Source organism: Larkinella humicola (genome assembly GCF_008727875.1).
Lineage (GTDB): Bacteria > Bacteroidota > Bacteroidia > Cytophagales > Spirosomataceae > Larkinella > Larkinella humicola.
The window spans coordinates 30,404-52,532 of sequence record NZ_VTWS01000006.1 but is presented as its reverse complement, the minus strand read 5'-3'; the positions used below and the strand labels follow the sequence as shown (position 1 = coordinate 52,532).

Below are 22,129 nucleotides of genomic sequence, written 5' to 3'. Positions count from 1 at the left end.
CAAAAAGCCACCGCAGTTCCTAAAAAACCACGGTGGCTCCCTTCACTAAAAACCGTATCTAAAATCTTACTTCCCAAACTCCACCCAACTTACCCCGCCAATATTCTCGGCTTTCGGATCCGCGTTCACAAACACGAAATACAAATCCTGCTTGCTGCCGGGGTCCTGAATCGGGGCGCTTAGCTCGGCGGTTTTGTTCCAGGCTCCCGTGGCCGTATACGCCACCGTGCTGATGACCGGGCCTTTCGCCGAACCGGTGTGGACTTCAATCGTGCCGTCGTGGTCTTTCGAGGCCACCTGGTACGTCAGCTTCTGGATGCCTTTCAGGTCCACGCCTTTCAGCACGAAATACGCTTTGTTTTTGGTAGCTCCCAGCCGTCCGCGCTGACGGTTCATGTTATACACCTCATCCGCGTCACCGGCCAGCACTTTGGAGGGGCGCAGAATCAGGCTCTCGCTGCTGGTAAGGGGCGTGATGGCCCCGCCTTTGTCGGTGTAGGACGCCGACAGAATGTAGCGCCCCGTCTGGTCCTTGCCAACGTGCTCTTTCAAAACCGTCGTGCCCTGCTGCGGCAGCGTCACGTCCGGTTGCTCGTTCCCCAACGCCAGCACGTATTTCACGATTTCGGTGGCGTCTTCCTTCGACAACTGCGGGTGGGCGTTCATGGCGTGTTCGCCCCAGACGCCACCACCGCCGGTGATCACCTTGTTAGCCAGCCGCGTGGCCGCACCCTTGTCACCCCGGTATTTTTTCGAAACTTCAACAAACGCCGGGCCGACCGACTTGCCGTTGATCTGGTGACACGCCTTGCAATCGCTGGCCTGCATCAGGTTTTTGCCCAGATTGAAGGTGCTCGTAATCTGCTGGTGACCCATCACCTGATCATTTCCAGAAACTTTCGGAATGTAGTTCAGCGCAACTTTTACCTTCTTCTTATCGATCGCTTTGTCCTCGTTGTCCTTCACATTGACCGCGTAGTTGAACGGCGTCTGGTCGGCAAAAAAGAACGTGCTGTTGTCGGTGGTCGCAATGGCCACCTGCGGTAGCGTGTTCCCGACTTTGATTTCCAGCGTATCCAGCGAACTGGCTCCGTTCGGATCTGTCACTTTCAGCGTCACCGGGTAAATGCCATTTTTCTGAAACGTAAACGTCGGATTGGCTTCGGTCGAAGCCACCTGATTGCCGTCAAATTTCCATTCGTAGGTCAGTTTGTCGTCCTCGTCGAAATCGTAGCTCTGGCGGCTGTTGAAGGCCACTTTAAACGGAGCCAGCCCAATCGTGTCCCGCGCCGTCACTTTGGCAACGGGCGTACGGTTTCCGGGGTTGAACTCGATTTTGACCAGCCGCGCATCGTCGTTGTCGATGCCATACACCGAACCGTATTCCAGCATGTACATCTCACCTTTCGGCCCAATCTCCAGATCGACCGGGCGACGGAAATCGCCCCGCACCGGCATGAAGGCTTCCAGGCGTTTGTAGTTCTGGTTGTCGTCCATCCGAACCGCATACACCCAGTTCCGCATCCAGTCGTACATGAACAGCGCCTTGTCGTAATACTGCGGCAGTTTCACATCGGATTGCAGGTTGGCGTCGAAGTGATATACCGGGCCACCCATCGCACACCGCCCGCCCGTTCCCAGTTCCGGAAATTCGGTCGATTTGTTGTAGGGATACCAGACCATCGCCTTCGTGACGGGCGGCAGGTTTTTCAACCCGGTGTTGTTGGGCGAATTGTTGACCGGCGCGTTTGGATCGAACTCGTCACCCACGGCCTTGGTCGCAAAATCGTAGGCTTTGTACGGTTTGCTGTCGCCGACAAAAAACGGCCAGCCGTAATTTCCGGCTTTCTTCGCCTGGTTAAACTCGTCGTAGCCACGCGGTCCCTGCGGTCCATCGGTGCCGGAATCCGGGCCAATTTCACCCCAGTACACAATCGACGTTTCGGGGTCGACCGAAATCCGGTACGGATTCCGGCAACCCATGACGTAGATTTCGGGCCGGGTTTGCGCCATGCCTTTCGGGAACAGGTTGCCGTCGGGAATCGTATACGAACCGTCGGGTTCAACGTGAATCCGTAGAATTTTACCGCGCAAATCGTTGGTATTTCCCGCCGAACGGGCCGCATCGAACGTCAGCCGCCCTGCCTGCCAGTCGGTGGGTGAAAAACCGCTCGACTCGAACGGCACGGTATTGTCGCCCGTCGAAATGAACAGATTGCCGTGTTTATCCCAGGCCATCGAACCGCCGGTGTGGGCGCTCACTTCCAGATCGATTGGAAATTCGATGATCGATTTTTCCGATTTGATGTCGAGCGTGCCGTCGTCGTTCATCACAAACCGCCCGATCCGCTGCTTCGTTTCCTCGCCGGTCTGAATCGTGTAGAAGAAATAGAGGTAATGGTTTTTGGCAAAATTTGGGTCGATGGTCATGCCCAATAAACCGTTCAGGTACTTCTCGACGGCTTTAACCGGAAAATCATAAACCAGTTTCGTGCTTCTGGTTTTGGGGTCATACATGTAAAACTTGCCCTTCCGTTCGGCCATAAACACCCGGCCATCCGGTGCCACGGCCAGTTCCATCGGTTCGTTGAGGTCGTTCGACAGAACGGTTTTCACAAACCGGGTTTCGTCCGGCGTCTTCACCGCGTACGATTTCGAGTAGTCGAGGTCCTTGTTCTCGCCGATCACGTATTTCAAGCCGCCGAGCAAATGTTGCTGGAACAGCGGCTCGCTGTAGCTTTCGTTCGTGTGACCACCGCCGGTGTAAAACGCGCGGCCTCCGTCAAATTCATGGTACCAGACAAACGGGTGATTGTCGCCGTTGCGGCCGCCTTCGTACGTCGTTTCGTCCAGTTTCGCCAGTACTTTGATGTCGGGATTGATGTTCCGGTAGCTGTACAATTCATCAAACCGCTCCCAGCGGTCGGGCAGAAAACTGGTCGACGGGTGGTTTTTGTCAATTACGTCGATGGCGACTTTCTGCTGCTTGGGGTGGTGCAGGAAATACGCCCCGGCGAGTTTGTTGTACCACGGCCAGTTGTATTCGGTATCTGCCGACGCGTGAATGCCCATGAAATTGCCCCCGGCCTGAATGTAGCGTTCAAACGCCACCTGTTGATCGGGGTTCAGCACGTTGCCGGTGGTGCTCAGAAACACGACGGCGGTGTAGTGTTTCAGGCTGTCTTCCACAAAAAAATCGGCATTTTTGGTCGTGTCGACCCGAAAACCGTTCTCCTGGCCCAGCTTCTGAATGGCGGCAATCCCGGTCGGAATCGACTCGTGGTAATAGCCTTTGGTGCGCGAAAAAACCAGAATGCGCGGCACTTTCGGCTTGGGTGCCGGAGCCGTCGCAACAGGTTCGGAGGTCGACGACGGAGCCTGCGTCGACGCTTTCTGGGGCGTCTTGCAGCCGTAAAAACTCCCGGCTACCGACGCCATGACGAGGAGCGTGGCACCGATGGTACTTGTTCTGATAGAGATTGGCATTGTGTTTGGAATAGTAAATTCGGTTGAGCAAATCAAAACGGTTAAAACCGTTTGGGACATGTATAATTAACTCACGGTTTAAACCGTGGGCTAACATAAATGGTCGAACATTTTGGAAACCGTTTTGACGGTTTCAGGCTGGGCCTTCGGTTAGACTTTAATCGCCCATTCGCTTTTCAACGACCTTTCCAACAGGCCGTTGGCTTCTTTGTCTTTCTTGAAATTCTCCTTTTTCGGATCCCATTTCAGCGGGCGTTTGAGCTGGTAGGCAATGTTACCGATGGTGCAAACCGACGCCGTGCGGTGGCCGATCTCGACATCACAAATCGGTTCGCTGCGTTTCCGCATAGCGTCCAGGAAGTCTTTGTAGTGGTTGTCGCTGTGGTAAACGTGTTTCTCGTCCGGACCGATCACCTTGTCTTTGAGCGTAGCCGGGGTGGTTTCCAGCTTCTTCCGCTGGATGTTCAACGTGCCTTCCGAGCCGACAAACTGAATGGCATTGTTCCATTCCCAGGGTTCGTGGGTCATCGTAATGCCGTTGTCGTAGCGATACGTCAGAAATTTGTGCTCCTTGCCATCGGGCGGAATCACCTCCACGGGGCCGCTGTTGTCCATATCCAGCGACCACTGCACGATGTCGAACATGTGCGCTCCCCAGTCGGTCACCATACCGCCACCAAACTCCTTGTAATTCCGCCAGTTGGGGAACACGTCTTTCGACAGGGGTGGGGCCAGTTCGGAATTGAACGGAACCGGTTCATTAGGTCCCAGCCACATCGCCCAATCCAGTCCTTCGGGAATAGGCTCGGCCGGTAAATCATACCGTTTCGGCGGAGGCCCCACGTTCACCTTGATGCCTTTGATGTCACCGATGTAACCGTTGCGGATCAGTTCGGCGGTTTGCCGGAACTCCGGCCACGACCGTTGCATGCTGCCCGTCTGGAACACCCGCTTGTGTTTGCGGGTGGCGTTCACCATCGCCCGGCCTTCTTTGATGGTCAGCGCGAGCGGTTTTTCGCAGTAAATATCCTTCCCGGCTTCGGCGGCTTTCACGGCCATGACCGCATGCCAGTGGTCGGGAGAGGCAATGACCACGGCATCGATGTCCTTGCGGTCGAGGAGTTGCCGGAAGTCGTTATAGGCCTGAATTTCCGAATACGCGCCATTGACTTTGGCCTTTCCGTCTTCGCTGGTGTAATAGGCTTTGGCCTGTTCGATAAACAGATCCCGTTTGGCTTTGTAGACTTCCGCACTGGCCAGAATCCGGGTTTCGCCGGTGGCCAGAAAATTCCGGGAGAGACCGCGGCTTTGCTTGCCGGTTCCGATAAATCCTAGCGTAATGATGTCGCTTGGTGCCCGGTAGCCCGTTCCGTCGGCCCGCCGACCGCCCAGCACAAACCGGGGGACGATCATGAAGGCCGACAGGGCTGCAGACGCCTGTCCTATGAATTTTCGACGGGATAACGCACTAAAAGGTTCTTTTTCCATGAGGGTCTGGCAAATTGAGCTTGATTTCCAAGTAGAAAGCCAAAACCGCTCCGGATTTACTATCGGCGGTTTTCGAAAAGCCGTCCTTCGGTCGCTTCAGGGGCGGCTTTTTCCGTTTCAACCGCCTGACCACTGGCCGGAGCCCGACGACGTGCCAATTTTGATTCCGATACCAGTAAACACAAATCAAACTGAACAAATGAAAACACTAATGATGACGCTGCTGGCAGTGGTCCTGCTGGGCAGTTGCAAAAAAGACACGGACACCGTCCTGCCGGGGGGGCATGTACCGACCAAAGCCGCCGGGAAATGGATGTACGGCTCGTTTGCCATGGGGGACTTCTGGGCCTACGACGGTTCCTACCAGGGCAAACCCTTTGAGCTGGCGGTCATGTTCGACTTTAAAACCGATGGTACCTACGAGAAGTATTTCGTGGCGACTACCCGCGATTATTCGGGTTGCAAAACCGAAGCGTTTACCTTCGAAAAAGGAAGCGTGGATTTCAGCGAAACCGATGGCTCGTTTACGACAACCCCCACGGAGGGCCATTACCGGGGCTTTTATTCCTGCTTTCCGAAGCAAAATGTGAACCGGAAAATGAATCGCGAGGAATTGAAAACGCAGACGTACTATTACGAACTGAAAACCGGCAGCAATGGCAAGCCGAATCTGGTGGTGCGGTTTCAGGAAAGTGACAGCAACGTCAGTACGTTTCTGCCGACATCGTGGTGAATGGACACTCTTAAAAAAGCTAAAAACCGGTCAGGTCTTCAAGACCCGACCGGTTTGGTCCCGAAGTCCGACAGCGTTTTTAATTCACCAGAAAATACACAATCCGACAGGCGGTTCCTTTGCTTTTGGGGTTTTGGGTAGGTGCCATTCGAAGTTGCAAAACGTGCTTTTTATTGGGCAGGTTGCTGGCGAAAAGCTTGTACCACGGCAGGTGCAATTGCTGGCTCCACTGGGTCTGGAGGTCCATTTTCTGGTACGGTCCTTGGTCGATGCGGTATTCCACTTCTCCCGCATCCGGTCCCGAAATCAGGGCGATGCCAACGGCGGTTCCCGTAAAGTTGAGCGAAAGGGCGGCTCCCGGCGTGGTGGCTTCCAGCATGGGTCGGTCGACAAAACCGGGACGGGTCGAAACGCCATCCGCCGGTTTCCAGTTTTCGACCAGCTTCCAGCCGTTTTGGAGCGACGCTTCGTGGATTGGGACGTAATGGCCGTTGTTAAAACTGCCGCGAACCAGCGGAGATACCCCGGATGACGGTTTGGCCGGGGTCGATGAAGCGGTTTGAAAAGCGGTATCCAATAGATGCTTCATGGTTTGAAAATACACTTCCTGCCCGAACGGCGACGGGTGCAGATCCTTGAAATCGTATTCCCACGAAAACTCGTTCGCTGCGATTCGGTCGTACACTTCCCGGGCCAGGTCGATAGAGGGCAGTTGGTAGTGGGCAGCTACCCGCTCATGGTTGGCGAGTTCCACCGGTTTTTTGCCCTGCCGGAAATCACCGAACTTGTCGGGGTCGGCAAATTCCATCAAAATGACATCGACGGCCGGATTGGCTTTTCGGGCGTGCCGCACAATGCCTTCCAGCGCGCGAAGTTGCGTCAGGCTATCGGTTTCGTTCGTGCGGTCGTTGACGGCGGCTTCCACGAACAACAAATCGACTTTGCCCTGGCTCAGTACATCCTGCTCGATGCGGAACGAGTGCGGCAAACTCCCGAGCGACGGAATCCCGGCTTTGATGAAGGTGAACGCCGTTTGCGGAAATTTCTCCTGCAAATACCGGCTCACCTTGTCGCGCCAACCGGGATTGTGGGTAATGGAACCGCCCAGAAACGCCACCGTGGCCTTTTTCTGCTCCGTGATCACCCGGTAGGCATTCGGTAAACCAGCCCGGATGGCGACGTAGGCCGACGAGGAAAGCGGTTTTTGAACGGGAACGGAATGCCGGGTGATGAAATCGGCCCACCATTCGGGATGTTCAATCGGGAAGTGATGGCCTTCGAGCGTTTGCGCGCCCCGCGACATGGCATAAACCGTGGTCGGACCGCCGAGTTTCTGATACCGTTCCACGAGCGGAAACGTGTTTTCGTCGGACGGAACCAGCTTGTCGTTCAGGCTGATGACGTGCAAAATGGGGATTTTATAAGCCGCCATGCCTTCCAGATGATCCATCGGATTGTCGTCAAATGCCAGCGCCTGTGGTTCCGAAAACCCGTAGACGTCGAGCAGTTGCTGCCACGATTTGGCGTCGCCCTTACTTTTTCCTTTTCCGCCGGGCCAGCTCTTAAAATCACAAACGGGGGCTTCGGCATAGATGCAACTCACTTTGGCGGGATTCCGTTTGGCCCAACCGTAGACGTACAAACCGCCCCGGCTGACGCCCTCCAGTGCTACCTTCGGGGCAAAGCCTTTTTCCGAAACCAGATGCTGGTAAAAAGCATCCCAGATCATCATCGCTTTGGGGCTGCCGTATAAGTCGTTGGTGTTGATATAGGCAATGTGAAAACCGCGTTCCAGCAGAATGCTGTCCATTTCGATGTGCCAGTCGGGGAAGTGGGCGCGCCAGACCCACGGATTGCCGGGCAATGGTTTTCGGGGTTTGATGTACCGGGCCGGTACGTCATTTAGCTTAAATTCTACTTTTTCAAAGCTGTGCCAAGGGGTGGTTTTTTCGCCCGGCTGAGCGCGCAGAATACCAGCAGTGAATGTTAAAAAGAGGGCAAAGATGATCGGGAGGGAACGCATAGGAACGGAAGATCGACTCAAATCCGGAAGCGATAATCGGTTTATTTCTACTCTTTTCCACCGGTTTTACGGGGCGTCTCAACGTGTTTCCGTATCCCCGGGTTGCCCCGGGTAATCCCATGTCACCCCATGTCCGGATTGCCCCGGACAATCCCATATCATCCCGTGTCCCCGGGTTGCCCCGGACAACCCCATGTCACCCCGTGTCCCCGGGCTACCCCCGGGGTTATCCATAGGGAAGCCTTTCAGGCTTTGGAGGAAGGTTTCCTAATGAAAAAATCAGCCTCCGGCCAGAAGCCGGAGGCTGACAAAAAATTACCATCTCTATTTTAATTCCGTTGTTTGTTAACGTGTTTGGCCACCGTGCCGATGGGGGCGATCCAGACGCCGTTGGCGGGGTCTTTGGCGTATTCGCAGAGTTGCTTCAACATGGCCAGGCGTGTGGTTTGTCCCCCGGATTCGGCCGTTTCATGACCCGCCAGCACCAGCCACTGCCCGGTTTTGCGGGCGGTTTCGATCAGGTCTTTGATTTCACTGAAATCCTTTCCGTCCATTTCCATCCCATAAATCTGGGCCATGTCACAATAAGCAGGATCGTTGGGCGCTTCATTCCGCCAGCCGCGGCCGCTGATGAACAGATCGGACACAATCGGCACGTAGCTCTGCGTACTGCGCCCGCGCCCGATAAACATCTGCCCACAGGGGTAGGCAAACACCTCCGGTTTAACGCCCAGCAGTTCCTGCACCTGTTGGTTGGCTTCGATCAGTTCCGCCCGCATTTTCTCGCCGGTATAGTCCTCCAGCGCCTTTTCCCGCGACCACGTAAAATTGCCGCTGCACGGGTGATTGACCGAGTGATTGCCCATTTCGTGACCACTGGCTACGGCTTTTTTCCAGCCTTCCAGCCGTTTTTTTACCGCCGATGGCACCACGAAAAACGTGGCTTTGACATCGTATTGATCGAGCAAAACCGTCCCCTTGTCGACGTTGCTCAATCGGGCATCATCGAAACTGAGGCTCAAGGCTACTTTCTTGCCATTCGGCCAGACAATGGGGGCTGCCGATGGTTTGACGGATGGCATTTCGCTCGAAAACGAAAGGCTAAGGAGGGCGCAGAATAGGGTAGATGCGCGCAGGATCGGGGTTAGTTTCATCGGAATAAAGTCTGAAAGACAAAGGTAAGAAAAACCGCGGTCATGGTTTTTTAACGATGGGAGGGTGTGACTGCAAGTAATTGACCACGGATTCCGTCAGATCTTTGGCGGCAGCGGGCGTGTAGGGCGAAACCGTTATCTCATACCCACCGTGCGTGATTTCTTCGGCCGTCAGCAAATACCCCAGCCAGCCGTTGCCGTAGCCAAAATAGAAGGTATAGGGGAAAGGCGACCGGTCGCGAACCTCGTTGGAGATTTCACAGAACAACTCAAGCGGGGCGCTCCAGATGGCGATGTCGTCGTTGATTTGCAAAAACCGGACGGGCAATTTGACCATGTTCACCCCGGCTTTGGTGGTGCGGGTGTAGTCTTTCAAATCATCGACCCAACCAAGTTCGGGCTTCCGGGGTGTTTCGACAACCAGGCTGGCGGTTTTCAGGCTGATATCCGCCGTGGTCGCCTTGATCGACTGGTTGGCGGCAATGATTTTGTCACCCAGTAAGGTCTTGAACTGGTGGAGTCGCCCGATTTTGTGGTTCGCATACTGGCTGTAGATCGGGGCAATATTGCCAGCGGCTCCGTTGATGAACAGCAATGGAATGCCCAGTTGTTCTTCTACATACTGAGCCACCACGCCCGGCGCATCCCCGCTGATCAGCAGGTTTTCGCCCCCCATCACCGTTCCGTGAATCGCATAATTGGAAATCAACGCCATCGGGGTACCGTCTGCTTTATCCAGTCGAAGCATCCCGATCCGGCGATCGACCGGGCCATCCGGGTCCATCCCCAGAAACGCTTTGCCGTCGACGCCCTTGGCCCGACGGTTGATGTTGGCCTGCGCCATGCCCCAGCCCACCCCCAACCGGGCCGGTTCGAGTTTCTTCCGGGCTTCGGCGACACCGTCAATCAACTTCTTTTCGACCACATCGGTGTAGTCCGAATCGAATTTATGCTGATACCGTTCGCCCATAAAGAGGGCCGGTAAACCGGGAGGGCCTACTTCGGGTGCCGAATGCGTGTGCGTTAAAGTCCACCAGAAATTCACCGGATCGATGCCCAACTGGCTCTTCAACTTAGCGGCCACTTTGTCGTATTCGGAAGGCGAAACCACGGCAAAATCCGACGATACGAGCACGAACTGCGTTTTGCCGTCGTCCAGTACGGTGATCCGGTGGTAAATCCGATCCAGAACCCCGGTCGAGCGCCGGGCACCGTAGCCGAGCAGCATCTGGTGACCTTCCGGCGTCACGTCCACCTTGACCACAGCCGCCCGAAGACCGGTGGCTTTGGGGTTGATGGCCTGACTCCTTATCGGGAAAAGCAATAGAACAGCTACCGCCCAAAGGCCGGTCCGGCGTTTAAAAGTCGGTATATGGTTTTGAAAAAAAAGCATGGTTAAGGGGTTAAGAAGTGTTTTTTTGGGTTTACGGTTTTCAGTTGGCTGACGCGTTTTGTTTGCATGCGTCAGCCACCGTAAACCGAATACCGTAAACCGTAAACTCATTTCGCCTTCCGGATATACGCCAGCAGATCCGCCATTTGCTGCGGGTTGATCTGTTTTTCCAGACCGGCGGTCATGGCCGACATGTTCATGGCTTTCAGGGTCTCGATGTCCTGCCGGGCAATGGTGGTTTCCTGGCCGCCCTGGTTGCGCAGCGTGAGGGCCGTTGGTGTTTCGGTCGAGATCAATCCCTGCTGGGTTTCGCCGTTTTTCAGCGTGATCGTCCAGAGGTCGTAGCCGTCGGCGATGGACAGGTTCGGGTTCAGAATATCGCCCAGAATGGAAGCCGGACGCCGGTTTCGGATGGTGGCCAGATCGGGACCGAAGGCAATCCCGCCCGCGCTGCCAATCTGGTGACACAAGGCACAATTCTGCTGGAAAACCAGCGCACCTTTGTCCGCATCAGCCGGTAGTTCCAGCGAAGTCTGGTATTGTTTGATGACCTCATCCCGCTGTTTGTCGCGTTTCGTCAGCAGCACCCGCGCCCGGTTTCGCGATTCGACGTTCGAGTTCGCCATCAAACCGACGCTGCGGGGCCAGCCGATGCTGTTCTGGTCGATGGTTCCTTTTTCGACGGCATCCAGCAGCAGCTTGATCCGGGACTGTCTGACCGGGTCCGGGCCGCTGAAAAACGTAGCGATGGCCGGTTCGCGGATGTCGGGCGTCATGACGGGCCACTTTTGCAACACGTAGTCACTGACCGTGGCATCGGGGATCGAGCTCAGGGTTTTCAACGCGGCCACCTGAACCGACAGCGGCTCGTTGGGAGCAATCATTTTTTTCAGGAGCGGAATCTGGGGCGTTGCGTCGCGCAGGGCCAGAAAACCGAGGGCTTCCGACCGCTTCTCTTCCGACTGTTTCGGATCAGCCGCCGTCTGCACCGCCTGTTGAAATGCCGCCGTTGTCCGGGCTTCGTCCGGCAGGCCCGTTACCTGCAAAAACTGAAGGCAGGCCGAGCGAACGGAAGGGGAGGGGTGATCGAAAAAAGACCGGATCAGCAGTTGTTGTTCCGCCAGGAAATTGGAGTCGAGCGTCGCATTGCGCCGTTTTACGCCCTGGGCGATGCCTTTGATGATGGAGGGTTGCCACGTTTCTTTTGCTGCCGAAACCGGTGTGAGCGCTTTCTCCAGAAGCGAATGAATCGTTTTCGGTGGCTGACTGGCCCCGGTCATGGCGCTGAGTCGCTCGACCAGCGAACTATACGCCGGTTGGTCGGGCTTGTATCGCGTCAAAACCGCATTGAGCAAATCGCCTTTTTGCGACGCGGGCGCAGAAAGGGCCGCAATCTGAACCCACTGGTCGTCGATGTCGGTGAACAGCAGTTGCTGCCGGGCGTTGGCGGCTTCGGGGGTTTCAACAAAACCGAGGGTGCAAAGCAGTTGAAAGCGGACTTTCGGATCGCTGTCGGACGGCATCGCCAGCAACGCGGGAATGAGCGCCGGGGTGGTTTTGAGATGTTGTTCCGACAGTTTGATCGCGTTGGTTCGGACACCCGGAACCGGGTCTTTCAATGCCACAGCGATCAGTTCGGGGCGAAGTTTTTTCAGCCCTTCGAGCGTCCAGAGGGCGTGCAGACGACCCAGGGGCGACGACGGATTTTTCGCCATGACTTCCAATCCTGCCACATCCTGGGGCGTCGCGCGATCCAGCAAAAGCCGTTGCGCATTCCGGCGCCACCAGCTATTCCGATCACCCAGTTTTTCGATCAACTGCGCATTGGACGCCTTCCCCAGCAGGTCTTTGTTCAGGACGGCGGGTTGGGTTCCTTTGGGCGTGATGCGGTAGATGCGGCCCTGATCTGTTCCGTTGTATAAGGCCCCGGATTTGATAACGTCTTCGGCCATCCATTCGGGGTGTTCGACAATTTGCCGGTAATAATCAATGACATACAGCGCGCCATCGGGTCCGACGTACATATTGACGGGTCGAAACCAGGCGTCCGTCGAAGCCAGAAATTCTTTGCCGGTGTGGATGCGGCTGGCCGTAAAACTGGCTCCTTTTTCATGGATTTTATCGAAGTGAATCAGATTGCTGACGGGTTCGGCCACAAACGTCACGCTGTCGTACAGGGCCGGAAACGCCCCGCCCAGATACGCCGTAATGCCACAGGCTGATGTGATCACGCCAATGTCCGTGAGCAACTGCATCTGCGGATTTTTGGTGATCGGAAACACTTCGGCGGCATTGCCGTGGTCCGAAATCGACTGGGTGACGTTGGAAACCAGCAAATCCGGGTTGCGCTTCAGATACGGCGTCGTGATGACTTCGTGGAAGGCGTGGTTGGCGTTGCTCACCAGCAGGCGGTTTCCCCAGGCGTCAAAGGTATGACCAAACTGCGTATTGCCGGCCACCGGTTCCAGTTCGTAGCGGTCGGGCCGAAACCGGACACTGCGGCCACTGGCGTTGTCGGGCAGGCGGATACCGTCAGGCTTTTTGGGGAAGAAAACATCACTCCCGCGGTCGCCAAATTCTTCCTTATACACCTGCGCCGTCACCGCCGATTCGTGGGCGAGGTAAATCCAGTTGTCAAGACCCAGCAGGGGCGCGTTGACGTTGTGCTGCGGATTGGAAAGGGCAAAACCGGTCAAAACCGTGTCGCGGACGTCGGATTTGCCATCGCCGTCGGTATCTTCCAGGTAGTAGACATTCGGCGCGTCGGTCACCAGCACGCCTTTTTTCCAGCGCATGATCCCGGTGGGCAACACGAGATTCTCGGCAAAAACCGTGCTCTGGTCCATGCGACCGTCGCCATCGGAATCGGTGAGCAGTTTGATTTTTCCGGTACCGGTTTTGTCGAGCGGATAGCCGTGCATTTCCACGACGTAAAACCGCCCATCCTCGTCAATTTCCATCGCAACCGGGTCGGCCACCAGCGGTTCGCTGGCGACCAGTTCGATCTGAAAACCGGGTTCGAGTTCGAACGTTTTCAAAGCCTCTTCGGGGGAGGTTCCCGAAGAGGTAGACGACTTCTGACAACCCGGCACCATCACCAGGCTGGCAGCGATCAGACTGTAAAAAAGATACTGCTGTATTTTAGTCAATGAAATTACCATTGGGTCAGTAATTCGGGTTTTGGGTCAGCTTCGTATTCTGGTTCAACGCCGATTGCGGGATCGGCAGCAAATAGTTTTTGTTGGCAAAAAACGTTTTGCCGCCTTCCGGTGCTGCAATGACCGTGTACACCGGTTTTCCGCCCACCAGCTCAATTTTCATGGCGTGTAACGTTCCGTTCAGGTTCTTTTCGGCCAGCTTCAACCGCATCAGATCGAACCAGCGCCGTTCTTCAAACGCCAGTTCCACCCGGCGTTCCCGCATGATTGCCACCCGCATCTCGGCCTGCGTCAAGCCGGTTTTCAGGTTCGGTAATTCCGACCGCGTCCGCACCTGGTTGATGGCGGCATACACCGACGCATCCGGCCCGACGGCTTCGTTCTGGGCTTCGGCATAACTCAGCAGCACCTCGGCATAGCGGTAAATGATAAAACTGCCGCTGTTCAACAAATGGTTGCCGTTGATGGTGTATTTTGGATTCAATCCCTTCCGCAAATAATAACCGGTATTGGTCGCTTCATTGGTATTACTCAAATCCGTCGCATTCCGACTACCGACGCCCTGTTTCATTACCATTTCGGCGCCAACCCAAGTCGATCCATCATACACAATGGACTGATAAAACCGCTTTTCCCGGTTCACATACGGATTCTGCGGATCGTAGCCCGAAGCCGGGTCTGAAATCGGTAAACCGTTGGCCATCGCGTATTCGTCCACCAGTTCCTGCGTCGGATCGACGCCACCGTAGGCTTTTTGAACCCCGCCGACCATCCAGGGACCCCAAAGGCCTTCTTTGCCACTGCCCAGGGCCGTACCACCGAGGTATTGCTTGGCAAAAAGCACTTCCACATTGTTGTTGTTGTCCTCGTAAAATTGCGTTTCGTAATTGGAAAACAGGCTGTGTGAACCCAGATCGATGACACGCTTGTTGGTAGCGGCCGCCAATGCCCAGCGGGCTTTGTCGTTGGCGGTATTTTTCAACGGACTGGCCCAGAATAGCTCGCACCAGCCTTTCAGCGTCAGTGCCGTGGCTTTGGAAACCCGGCCCGCTTCGGCCTTGAGCGGCAGGTCATCGACAATGGCGGCACACTCGTCCACAATGAATTTGTAGGTTTCTTCGTCGGTGTTGCGCGCCCGGAAAATGGCGTCGCCCTGCGTGTTCTGGTTCAGCGAACTGGTGATGATTGGAACCCCGCCGTGGGCCGTCCAGAGCAATTGGTAGTAGTAGGCGCGTAAAAACCGGGCCTCCGCGATTTTGGGTTTTTTCCAGGTATCCGGAAAGGCAGACGCCGTTACTTTTTCGATGAATAAATTGGCCCGGCGGATGTTGGCGTACTGCCCCCACCAGTTGGGCGCGTTGCTGGCCGTATACACCGACGGCGAGTACAAAACCCGGCTGGGCAACCCGTTGACGCCGTTCATGGCATTGTCCGTAAAGTTTTCCCACGGATCGAAGCCATTGAACGGACCCGGCAACCCGGAATACACGTTGTTCAGAAACAGGTCGGCAGTGGCGGCATCGGTCCAGACGATATCGTCCGAAATCTGGTCTTTGGGGGCCACGTCCAGAAAATCTTTGCAGGAGAAAACTCCCAGGATCAGGAACAGCAAAGCTACTTTGCCATTCAACTTCATAAGCCTAGACAGGTTCATCGCGGGTGGTTGTTTTCAGGATTAAAACGTTACATTCAAGCCAACTGACATCACTTTTTGCTGCGGATAACTCCAGGCGTTGGCCTGCGTAATTTCCGGGTCAAAATTCCGCAACTTCGTCCAGGTCAGGATGTTCTGCCCCGATACGTAGACCCGCGCATTCTGGATTTTTATTCGCTGCGTGATCACCGACGGAATCGAATACGACAGGGTCGCGCTCTTCAACCGCAGGTAGCTGGCATCGCCGATCCAGTAGGAGGACGTCTGCGTGTTGTTGGTTGTCGGGGCGTTGGTGATGCGTGGATACGTCGCATCCGGATTTTCGGGCGTCCAGTAGTCCAGCGTTTCCCGGACCGCACCCATGCCATTGCTGAATGCCCAGGCGGCACTGCCCGAGTAATAGAAGTTGGTTTTGGCCGCGCCCTGAAACAGCAGGTCGAGCGTGAAACCTTTGTACTGGACGTTGGGTGCAATCCCGTAAATGATTCGGGGCGTGGCTACGGCGTCACCAATCCGGGTGAGGTCGTCGTCATTGATTTTGCCGTCGTTGTTCATGTCCTGATACCGGATGTCGCCGGGTTGAACGGCCCCCCAGGGTTGCACTGCAATTCCCGGTTTTAGCTTACCGGCTTCGTCAAAATCGGCCACCTGAAAAAGACCCAGTGATTGAAAGCCAAACTGTGTTCCGAGCGGTTTTCCGGTCAACCGGCGGTTGAGGTTGTTGTAGGTTGCCCCGGCTTCAAACACCTGCAACAGCTTGTTTTTGGCGTAGGTGAAATTACCGTTCAGCGCAATGCGCAGGCCGGACGGAAACCGGTGTGCCGAGCCAACGGACAGGTCGATGCCCTGATTTTGCATGATCCCGGCATTCACCTGGCTTAGCCCGATGCCGTATTCAGAAGGCACAATGACATCGGGATTAACCAGCATGTTTGAGCGTTTTTCGTAGAAATAATCCATTTCCAGGTTCAGCAGGCCTTTCCATAACGTGGCTTCCAAACCGATGTCGGTCTTTTTCGCGCGTTCCCAGGTGATGTTCGGGTTCGGTTCATTGCGTTCGCGGAGGGCCTGAACGGCGTTGCCACCAAGCACATAGGCCGGACCTACCACGCTGTAGGTACTCATGTACTGAAAGGCACTCCCCGCCAGCGCGCCCACTTCGCCGTAGGACCCGCGCAGTTTCAGGTTGTCGATCCAGCGCACATTGTTCTTGATGAAATTCTCTTCCGACAAACGCCAGCCGAGCGAAAAGGCCGGGAAGAAACCGTAGCGGTTTTCGGGGGCAAAGTAATAGCTGCCGTCGTAGCGACCGCTGGCTTCGAAGAGGTATTTATCGGCGTAGTCGTACGTAACCCGGTAAACCAGACCCATTTGCCGGCCGTAGTTGGAAGTTCCGGTGGTCGTCATGTCGGCCTGACTCGAACTCCCCATGTCCAGTTCGTCGATGCTCAGGTTGTAGTTCCGGCGGGTAGCACCCAGCAGCATCGCGTCGTTGGCTTTGGCTTCAAAAACCGCCAGCGCGCCCACGGTGCTTTTGCCAAACGACCGCACGTAGTTCAGGCTGGCCTGGTAGGTCAATTGCTGGGTCTGGTTGTAGGTCTGGTTCAGCGACGATTTAGCCTGACCGAAAATACCGTCGGTGATCACTTTCGTCGTTGTATTGATCGTGGCCAGGTGAACCGGAGTCGTCCAGATTTTATCCAGAACCATCGTCGGATCGTAGGCAATCGTACCTTTGGCAACCAGCCCCGGAATGAACGGAATCTCCTGTTCCACCGACAGTTGCGAATACAAAGCCGTCGTATTGGTTTTCTGATAGCCGCTGTTGTAAATGCTGCCGGTGACGTAGGTGCCGTTCATGCCGTTGCTGAAAAACAGTGGGCCGTTTTGCAGGTGGGAATAGGCAATTAGTTCGAAAAGACGCGACGTGCCAATCGACGGATACTGCGACTTTTGCACCCTTCCGTTCAGGTTAAAAGAAATTTTGGTGGTTTTGGTGGCCTGTGCGTCGAGGTTGATCGCCAGGTTATACCGTTTATTGCTGGTCGACGGCCACATCCCGGCCTGGTACTGGTAGCCCAGGCTGGCGTAGTATTTAATCCGTTCGGCTCCGCCCGACAATTCGATGTTGTGGGTGGTGATGACGGCGTTGCGATTGACAATTTCCTTGACATAATGGTCGGCCGGGTACGAATCGTTGTCCGAACCGTCTCTGAATTTCTGTAACGCTTCCGCCGAATACGGTTCTGGCAACCCGGCGTATTTAGCGGCTGCATTTTTCAGCGAGGCAAAGTCGTAGCCGTATAAATAATCGGGCATGACGGTCGGATTCTGAAAGCCGACGTAAGCATTATACGTCAGCGACGGCGTACCGGTTTTTCCGCGTTTGGTCGTTACCAGAACCACGCCATTGGCCCCCGCCACCCCGTAGGGTGCCACCGCTGCGGCATCTTTCAGGATCGTAAATGTTTCGATGGTGTTGGGATCGAGTTGCTGAAAACTGCGGGGGATGTTGTCTACAATTAGTAAGGGCTGGTTGTTGCCCGTGGAGGAAATTCCGCGAATGTAGATATTGGACCCATCGCGACCGGGTTCGCCGGAAGCCTGTTTGACGATGACGCCCGGCAGTCGGCCCCCCAGGCTGTTGCTCAGGTTGGTGACGGGAACGGAGGCAATTTCTTCGCCTTTCATGGCCGAAACAGCCGCCGTTACCGAGGTTTTCTTTTGAACCCCGTAGCCCACCACGACGACTTCGCTCAACGCTTTGATGTCCGGTTTCAGGCTGACGTTGATTTCGGTACGGCTCCCTACCAGCACTTCCTGCGGTTCGTAGCCCACAAAACTAAAAACCAGAACGGCTTCCGGACCGGGGATGGCCAGCTTGTAGGTGCCGGTTCCGTCGGTGGTGGTTCCGCGCGTCGATCCTTTCAGGACAATGCTCACGCCGGGCAGGTCTTCGCCTTTTCCGGCATCCGTTACCCGGCCCTGGATGGTGATGTCAGCAACCACCGGTTTTTCCGTTACCCGGGCCGCCGGAACCTCTAGCGCTGCTGCTTCGGTGGCCTGTCGGCTTTCGGTTTGGCGGGCGAAAGGGGCTTCGGGAAATCGACTCGGCTCGATTTCCGACCTCCGCTGCGGTTCTTTGGCGGTGATCACGTAGCCCCCGTTTTTTGATTTTTTATAGCTTAACCCAAACGGTTTCAACACCGTCTCCAGGTTGGTTTCCAGCCGGTCGTCCCAGCGGATAGCGTCCGACGAAACGACGTAGCCCTCTACAATCCGGTCGAAAAACAGAATGTCTACTTTATAATGGTTTTTCAGTTCCCGCAGGGTTTCTTTCAACTGGCGGTTTTCGGGCCTCACAGACAGCGGCTGGCGGGCTGAGGTCTGGGCCTTCGCGAGCATTTGGGCAAAACCTGGCTGGATAACACCCAGCAGCAGAATCAGCAGTGGTGGTATTCTTTTTTTCATGGAGGTAAATAAGAAGAATGGGTTAGTAAGCAGAAATGAGAAGACGTACGGTGGGTTAGTGAGCAGGATTCGGAATAACAATGTGGTTGCCGGTGCGTTTGTAGGTCAGGGCCGACCCTTCCATCAGCGACTCCAGGAGTTCTTCGGCGTTGCGGGCTGTAAACGAGCCGGAAACGGTCCATTTGGCCAGTTTGGGATCGGTGATTTCCAGCACCAGACCGTAGTTTTCCCTGAACAGATGGGTGATTTCCTCCAGCGTGGTTTCTTCAAACACAAAGCGGTTTTCGCGCCAGGCCGATGCGTTTTCGGGCTGACTCAGTTTCTGGAGTTGGACCTGTCCATCGCGCCGGTTCAGAGTCACCAGATCGCCGGGTTTCATCATCAACTGCCGGGGAGCCTTGCCCTCCTGGTACCGGAGCTGCACTTTCCCTTTGTTCAAGACGACTTTACCGCCCCGTTCCCGGTTGTACACCGAAAATTCGGTGCCGAGTACGACCACCTCGAAGTTGCGGTTTGTCTTGACCACAAACCGCTGATCGTCCGTCGTGTGGGTAACTGAAAACGTGGCCTCGCCCGACAGGGCCACATCCCGCGTCTGAGACCCAAATCCAAACCGGGGCACTTTCAACGTCGAGTTGGCATTCAGCGTCACCTCACTGCCATCGGCCAGGGTCAGTTGCCGGGTTTCGCCGTAAGTTGTGGTGTATTTTTCGTTCATGATGTCGTCCCGATACACCCAGCTACTTACGACCAGCAAAGTCACCGAGGCCGCAGCAACCCACCGAAACCAGGGCTGATGGATGATGGGAATGGGCCGATCGGCACCAGCCGGTTCGTCCTCCTGCGGGTCCTGAGCCATCCGCATCTGGTGACGGTCGAGGGCGGTTTGGACATCGGCCACATACTGCGGATGCTGGCTTTCCCAGATTTCCAGCCACTGGAAAAACTGTTCCCGGTTGTCTGTATCTTTGGCCCATTCGTCGATCAACTGCTTCTGGAAAGCCGTCGTGCGACCTGCGAAGTAGTTGAACAAGAGTTCTTTCGTTACCTGTGTTTTCATAAGTCAGACCGGTTTCGGGCTGGCAAAAACCGCCACGCCAAAACCATGTTTCAGGAAGTTGTTGTGGTTTTATTGCGGATACTGGCAGAAGCTGAGGAGCAAAATCAGCCATTTGTCTTTCAGGAAAGCCCGGACGTGGCGGATAGCCCGGTACATGTGGACTTCGACGGTTCGCAGGGAAAGGTTGAGTTCCTGGGCAATCTCGGTGTATTTCCGGCCTTCAAACCGGTGCATGACGTAGACCTGTCGCTGTTTCATCGGCATGGCGTCGATGGCTTTCTCCACGTCGTGATACAGTTCTTCGAACTGCGTAACGGAGTCGGGTTGCTGCTCGCTGGGGAACGAAAGCCGCTCGGCCTGGTCGAGCGAGGTGCTGCGTTTCATCTCGGCCCGGACGTAGTCGAAAGCCCGGTTGCGTACGGCGGTAAACAGGAAGGCGCGGTAGGAGGTGGTAATGGTGAGGTAAACCCGGCCGACGTGGAACTCATAGAAAATGTCAGAAACGATGTCTTCGGCAATTTCTTTGGACGATACAAACCGGACGACGTGGCTGCACAGCGACTGGTAATAGTGCTGAAACAGCAGCGCGATGCCCGAATCCGGGTTCTGTTCAAACGCCTTATGAATCAGCCGTTCGGCATCCAGTGCCACCGCCGGTCGCTGAAAATGGGCCGGAGGATGATCACTGAGCGGACGATCCCCGAGTGAAAATGGGTTTGCCTGATTGCCATTTGGGTCCGGTACTAAACGTCTAACCTCTCCCATGTTCGGTAAATGGTGAAAATACTAGTCAGAAAGGCGAAATCACTGCTTCGATACAGGGAGACGTTTCAGGGACGAAAAAACACTTACCGTAATTTTATATTTATTTGGCAGATTTGAAAAATAGTTTGAAGAAAGTGTCGATTCCCTGTTTACTTGCCAATTCTATTTTAGAAAATGAGCCAGTACGTCAATTATAAATGGTCTATGAAAACGAATCAGGGAGTCGAAACCGGTCAATCCGCTGAAGGAACCGTATCCACGTTGAACACCCCATTGTTTCCGTTTAAAGTCGGTTTATTCGGAATTGGGCTGGATACTTACTGGGCGCAATTCGACGGGCTGGAAGCCCGGTTGAAAGGTTACCTGCAGCGCGTCGAGTCGCGGTTCCGTCGCCCGGGTGTCGAAGTGGTCAACCTCGGCCTGGTCGATTCGCCGGAAAAAGCCCTGGTGGCCGGTCACCAGTTTCGGCAGGCCGACATCGATCTGTTGTTCATTTACGTCACCACGTATGCCCTGTCGGCGACGGTTTTGCCGGTGGTGCAGCGGGCCAAAGTGCCGGTGATCGTCCTGAATTTAGCACCCGAACCGGCCATTAACTACGAATGGTTCAACCAGTTGAACGACCGAACGCGGATGACGGGCGAATGGCTGGCCTACTGCTCGGCCTGCCCCGTTCCCGAAATGGCCAACGTGTTCCGGCGGGCCGGTATTCCGTTTCACCAGGTTACTGGTATGCTCGAAAACGACCCCGAGGGCTGGCAGGAAATTGACGAGTGGATCGAAGCCGGGCGGGTGGCACACGTCATGGCGCACAACTGCCTGGGTTTGATGGGCAATTATTACAGTGGCATGCTCGACATTTATTCCGATCTGACGCTGCAAAACGCAACCTTCGGCGGCCATATGAAAATCGTGGAAGTTGATGAGTTGTCTGCCCTGCGGGAAGCGGTTTCGCCGGAACAGGTGAAGGAACGGACGGCGGTTTTTGCCGAAACCTTCGACGTTCAGGCCGATTGTTTACCCGAGGAACTCGCTCGCGCTGCCCGAACCTCCGTGGCGCTGGATCAGTTGGTGGCAACCCACGGTTTGGGATCACTGGCGTATTACCACAAAGGCAGCGGCAATCCGGCGAATGAAGACACGATGAGTTCGGTGATTCTGGGGAATTCGCTGTTGACGGCGCGCGGTATTCCGGTAGCGGGGGAATACGAAGTCAAGAATGCCCAGGCCATGAAAATCATGGACAGCTTCGGCGTTGGCGGATCTTTCACGGAATACTACGCGATGGATTTTGCCGCCGATGTGGTGCTGATGGGCCACGACGGTCCCGGACACATCCGCATTGCCGAGGGAAAAACCAAGGTCCGTCCGCTCTATGTATATCACGGCAAAGTGGGTCGGGGCCTTTCGGTGGAAATGTCGGTGAAAAACGGGCCGGTAACACTCCTGTCGGTGGTGGAAAACGGAAACGGGAAAATCAGCCTGCTGGTGGCCGAAGGCGAATCCGTGCCGGGACCGATTCTGCACATTGGCAACACCAACAGCCGCTACCGGTTTTCGCCGGGTGCCCGGAACTTCGTGCACACCTGGAACAGCCACGGTCCGGCGCACCATTGTGCGGTGGGAGTGGGACATATTGCTTCCAAGCTGGCAAAACTGGGGGCGTTGCTGAAGGTGGAGGTAATTCGGGTATGCTAGTGTGGCTGATCGCGATTTGCAACCGAGATCGTCTCTGTCGCGGATT

General features: G+C 55.4%; 12 protein-coding genes. 2 read left to right on the top strand and 10 right to left on the bottom strand.

Annotated features, from left to right (window positions below):
- Positions 1 to 66 precede the first annotated feature (66 nt).
- On the bottom strand, positions 67 to 3,486 hold the full coding sequence (locus tag F0P93_RS21750; protein WP_225309595.1) for a ThuA domain-containing protein: 3,420 nt from the start codon (positions 3,484 to 3,486) through the stop codon (positions 67 to 69).
- A gap of 150 nt (positions 3,487 to 3,636) precedes the next feature.
- Positions 3,637 to 4,974, bottom strand: coding sequence for a Gfo/Idh/MocA family protein (locus F0P93_RS21745; RefSeq protein ID WP_150879854.1), 1,338 nt, complete (start codon positions 4,972 to 4,974; stop codon positions 3,637 to 3,639).
- 199 nt (positions 4,975 to 5,173) lie between these two features.
- Here F0P93_RS21745 and F0P93_RS21740 point away from each other — a divergent pair, with 199 nt between their 5' ends.
- Complete coding sequence (locus tag F0P93_RS21740) at positions 5,174 to 5,707, top strand: hypothetical protein (RefSeq protein WP_150879853.1); 534 nt, start codon at positions 5,174 to 5,176, stop codon at positions 5,705 to 5,707.
- A 79-nt stretch (positions 5,708 to 5,786) separates the two neighbouring features.
- On the opposite strand, the gene F0P93_RS21735 is transcribed toward F0P93_RS21740, so the two are convergent.
- The 8 genes from F0P93_RS21735 to F0P93_RS21700 all read right to left on the bottom strand — a co-directional run bounded on the left by F0P93_RS21735 (position 5,787) and on the right by F0P93_RS21700 (position 20,385).
- Positions 5,787 to 7,730 (bottom strand): SGNH/GDSL hydrolase family protein, encoded by a 1,944-nt coding sequence (locus F0P93_RS21735; RefSeq protein ID WP_150879852.1) that lies wholly within the window; start codon positions 7,728 to 7,730, stop codon positions 5,787 to 5,789.
- A 329-nt stretch (positions 7,731 to 8,059) separates the two neighbouring features.
- Positions 8,060 to 8,884: a polysaccharide deacetylase family protein gene (locus tag F0P93_RS21730; RefSeq protein WP_225309594.1), complete on the bottom strand. Its 825-nt coding sequence runs from the start codon at positions 8,882 to 8,884 to the stop codon at positions 8,060 to 8,062.
- Positions 8,885 to 8,924: 40 nt separating this feature from the next.
- On the bottom strand, positions 8,925 to 10,277 hold the full coding sequence (locus F0P93_RS21725; protein WP_150879851.1) for a neutral/alkaline non-lysosomal ceramidase N-terminal domain-containing protein: 1,353 nt from the start codon (positions 10,275 to 10,277) through the stop codon (positions 8,925 to 8,927).
- Positions 10,278 to 10,384: 107 nt separating this feature from the next.
- Entirely contained in the window at positions 10,385 to 13,438 is a 3,054-nt protein-coding gene (locus tag F0P93_RS21720) for a PVC-type heme-binding CxxCH protein (RefSeq protein WP_150879850.1), read from the bottom strand.
- A gap of 4 nt (positions 13,439 to 13,442) precedes the next feature.
- Complete coding sequence (locus F0P93_RS21715) at positions 13,443 to 15,089, bottom strand: RagB/SusD family nutrient uptake outer membrane protein (RefSeq protein WP_150879849.1); 1,647 nt, start codon at positions 15,087 to 15,089, stop codon at positions 13,443 to 13,445.
- Positions 15,090 to 15,110: 21 nt separating this feature from the next.
- On the bottom strand, positions 15,111 to 18,560 hold the full coding sequence (locus F0P93_RS21710) for a SusC/RagA family TonB-linked outer membrane protein (protein WP_150879848.1): 3,450 nt from the start codon (positions 18,558 to 18,560) through the stop codon (positions 15,111 to 15,113).
- A gap of 55 nt (positions 18,561 to 18,615) precedes the next feature.
- On the bottom strand, positions 18,616 to 19,620 hold the full coding sequence (locus F0P93_RS21705; RefSeq protein ID WP_150879847.1) for a FecR family protein: 1,005 nt from the start codon (positions 19,618 to 19,620) through the stop codon (positions 18,616 to 18,618).
- 69 nt (positions 19,621 to 19,689) lie between these two features.
- Complete coding sequence (locus F0P93_RS21700) at positions 19,690 to 20,385, bottom strand: RNA polymerase sigma-70 factor (protein ID WP_150879846.1); 696 nt, start codon at positions 20,383 to 20,385, stop codon at positions 19,690 to 19,692.
- 204 nt (positions 20,386 to 20,589) lie between these two features.
- Between F0P93_RS21700 and F0P93_RS21695 the strand changes: the two genes are divergently transcribed.
- Positions 20,590 to 22,083 carry an arabinose isomerase gene (locus tag F0P93_RS21695; protein ID WP_150879845.1) on the top strand — a complete coding sequence of 498 codons (1,494 nt, stop codon included), beginning with the start codon at positions 20,590 to 20,592 and terminating at the stop codon, positions 22,081 to 22,083.
- Positions 22,084 to 22,129 lie beyond the last annotated feature (46 nt).

Excerpts from the sequence above, each read along its gene's own strand:
- F0P93_RS21710 (WP_150879848.1), bottom strand. The coding sequence starts at position 18,560 with ATGAAAAAAAGAATACCACCACTGCTGATTCTGCTGCTGGGTGTTATC.
- F0P93_RS21750 (WP_225309595.1), bottom strand. The coding sequence starts at position 3,486 with ATGCCAATCTCTATCAGAACAAGTACCATCGGTGCCACGCTCCTCGTC.
- F0P93_RS21745 (WP_150879854.1), bottom strand. The coding sequence starts at position 4,974 with ATGGAAAAAGAACCTTTTAGTGCGTTATCCCGTCGAAAATTCATAGGA.
- F0P93_RS21740 (WP_150879853.1), top strand. The coding sequence starts at position 5,174 with ATGAAAACACTAATGATGACGCTGCTGGCAGTGGTCCTGCTGGGCAGT.
- F0P93_RS21715 (WP_150879849.1), bottom strand. The coding sequence starts at position 15,089 with ATGAACCTGTCTAGGCTTATGAAGTTGAATGGCAAAGTAGCTTTGCTG.
- F0P93_RS21700 (WP_150879846.1), bottom strand. The coding sequence starts at position 20,385 with ATGGGAGAGGTTAGACGTTTAGTACCGGACCCAAATGGCAATCAGGCA.
- F0P93_RS21735 (WP_150879852.1), bottom strand. The coding sequence starts at position 7,730 with ATGCGTTCCCTCCCGATCATCTTTGCCCTCTTTTTAACATTCACTGCT.
- F0P93_RS21720 (WP_150879850.1), bottom strand. The coding sequence starts at position 13,438 with ATGGTAATTTCATTGACTAAAATACAGCAGTATCTTTTTTACAGTCTG.
- F0P93_RS21725 (WP_150879851.1), bottom strand. The coding sequence starts at position 10,277 with ATGCTTTTTTTTCAAAACCATATACCGACTTTTAAACGCCGGACCGGC.
- F0P93_RS21705 (WP_150879847.1), bottom strand. The coding sequence starts at position 19,620 with ATGAAAACACAGGTAACGAAAGAACTCTTGTTCAACTACTTCGCAGGT.
- F0P93_RS21695 (WP_150879845.1), top strand. The coding sequence starts at position 20,590 with ATGAAAACGAATCAGGGAGTCGAAACCGGTCAATCCGCTGAAGGAACC.
- F0P93_RS21730 (WP_225309594.1), bottom strand. The coding sequence starts at position 8,884 with ATGAAACTAACCCCGATCCTGCGCGCATCTACCCTATTCTGCGCCCTC.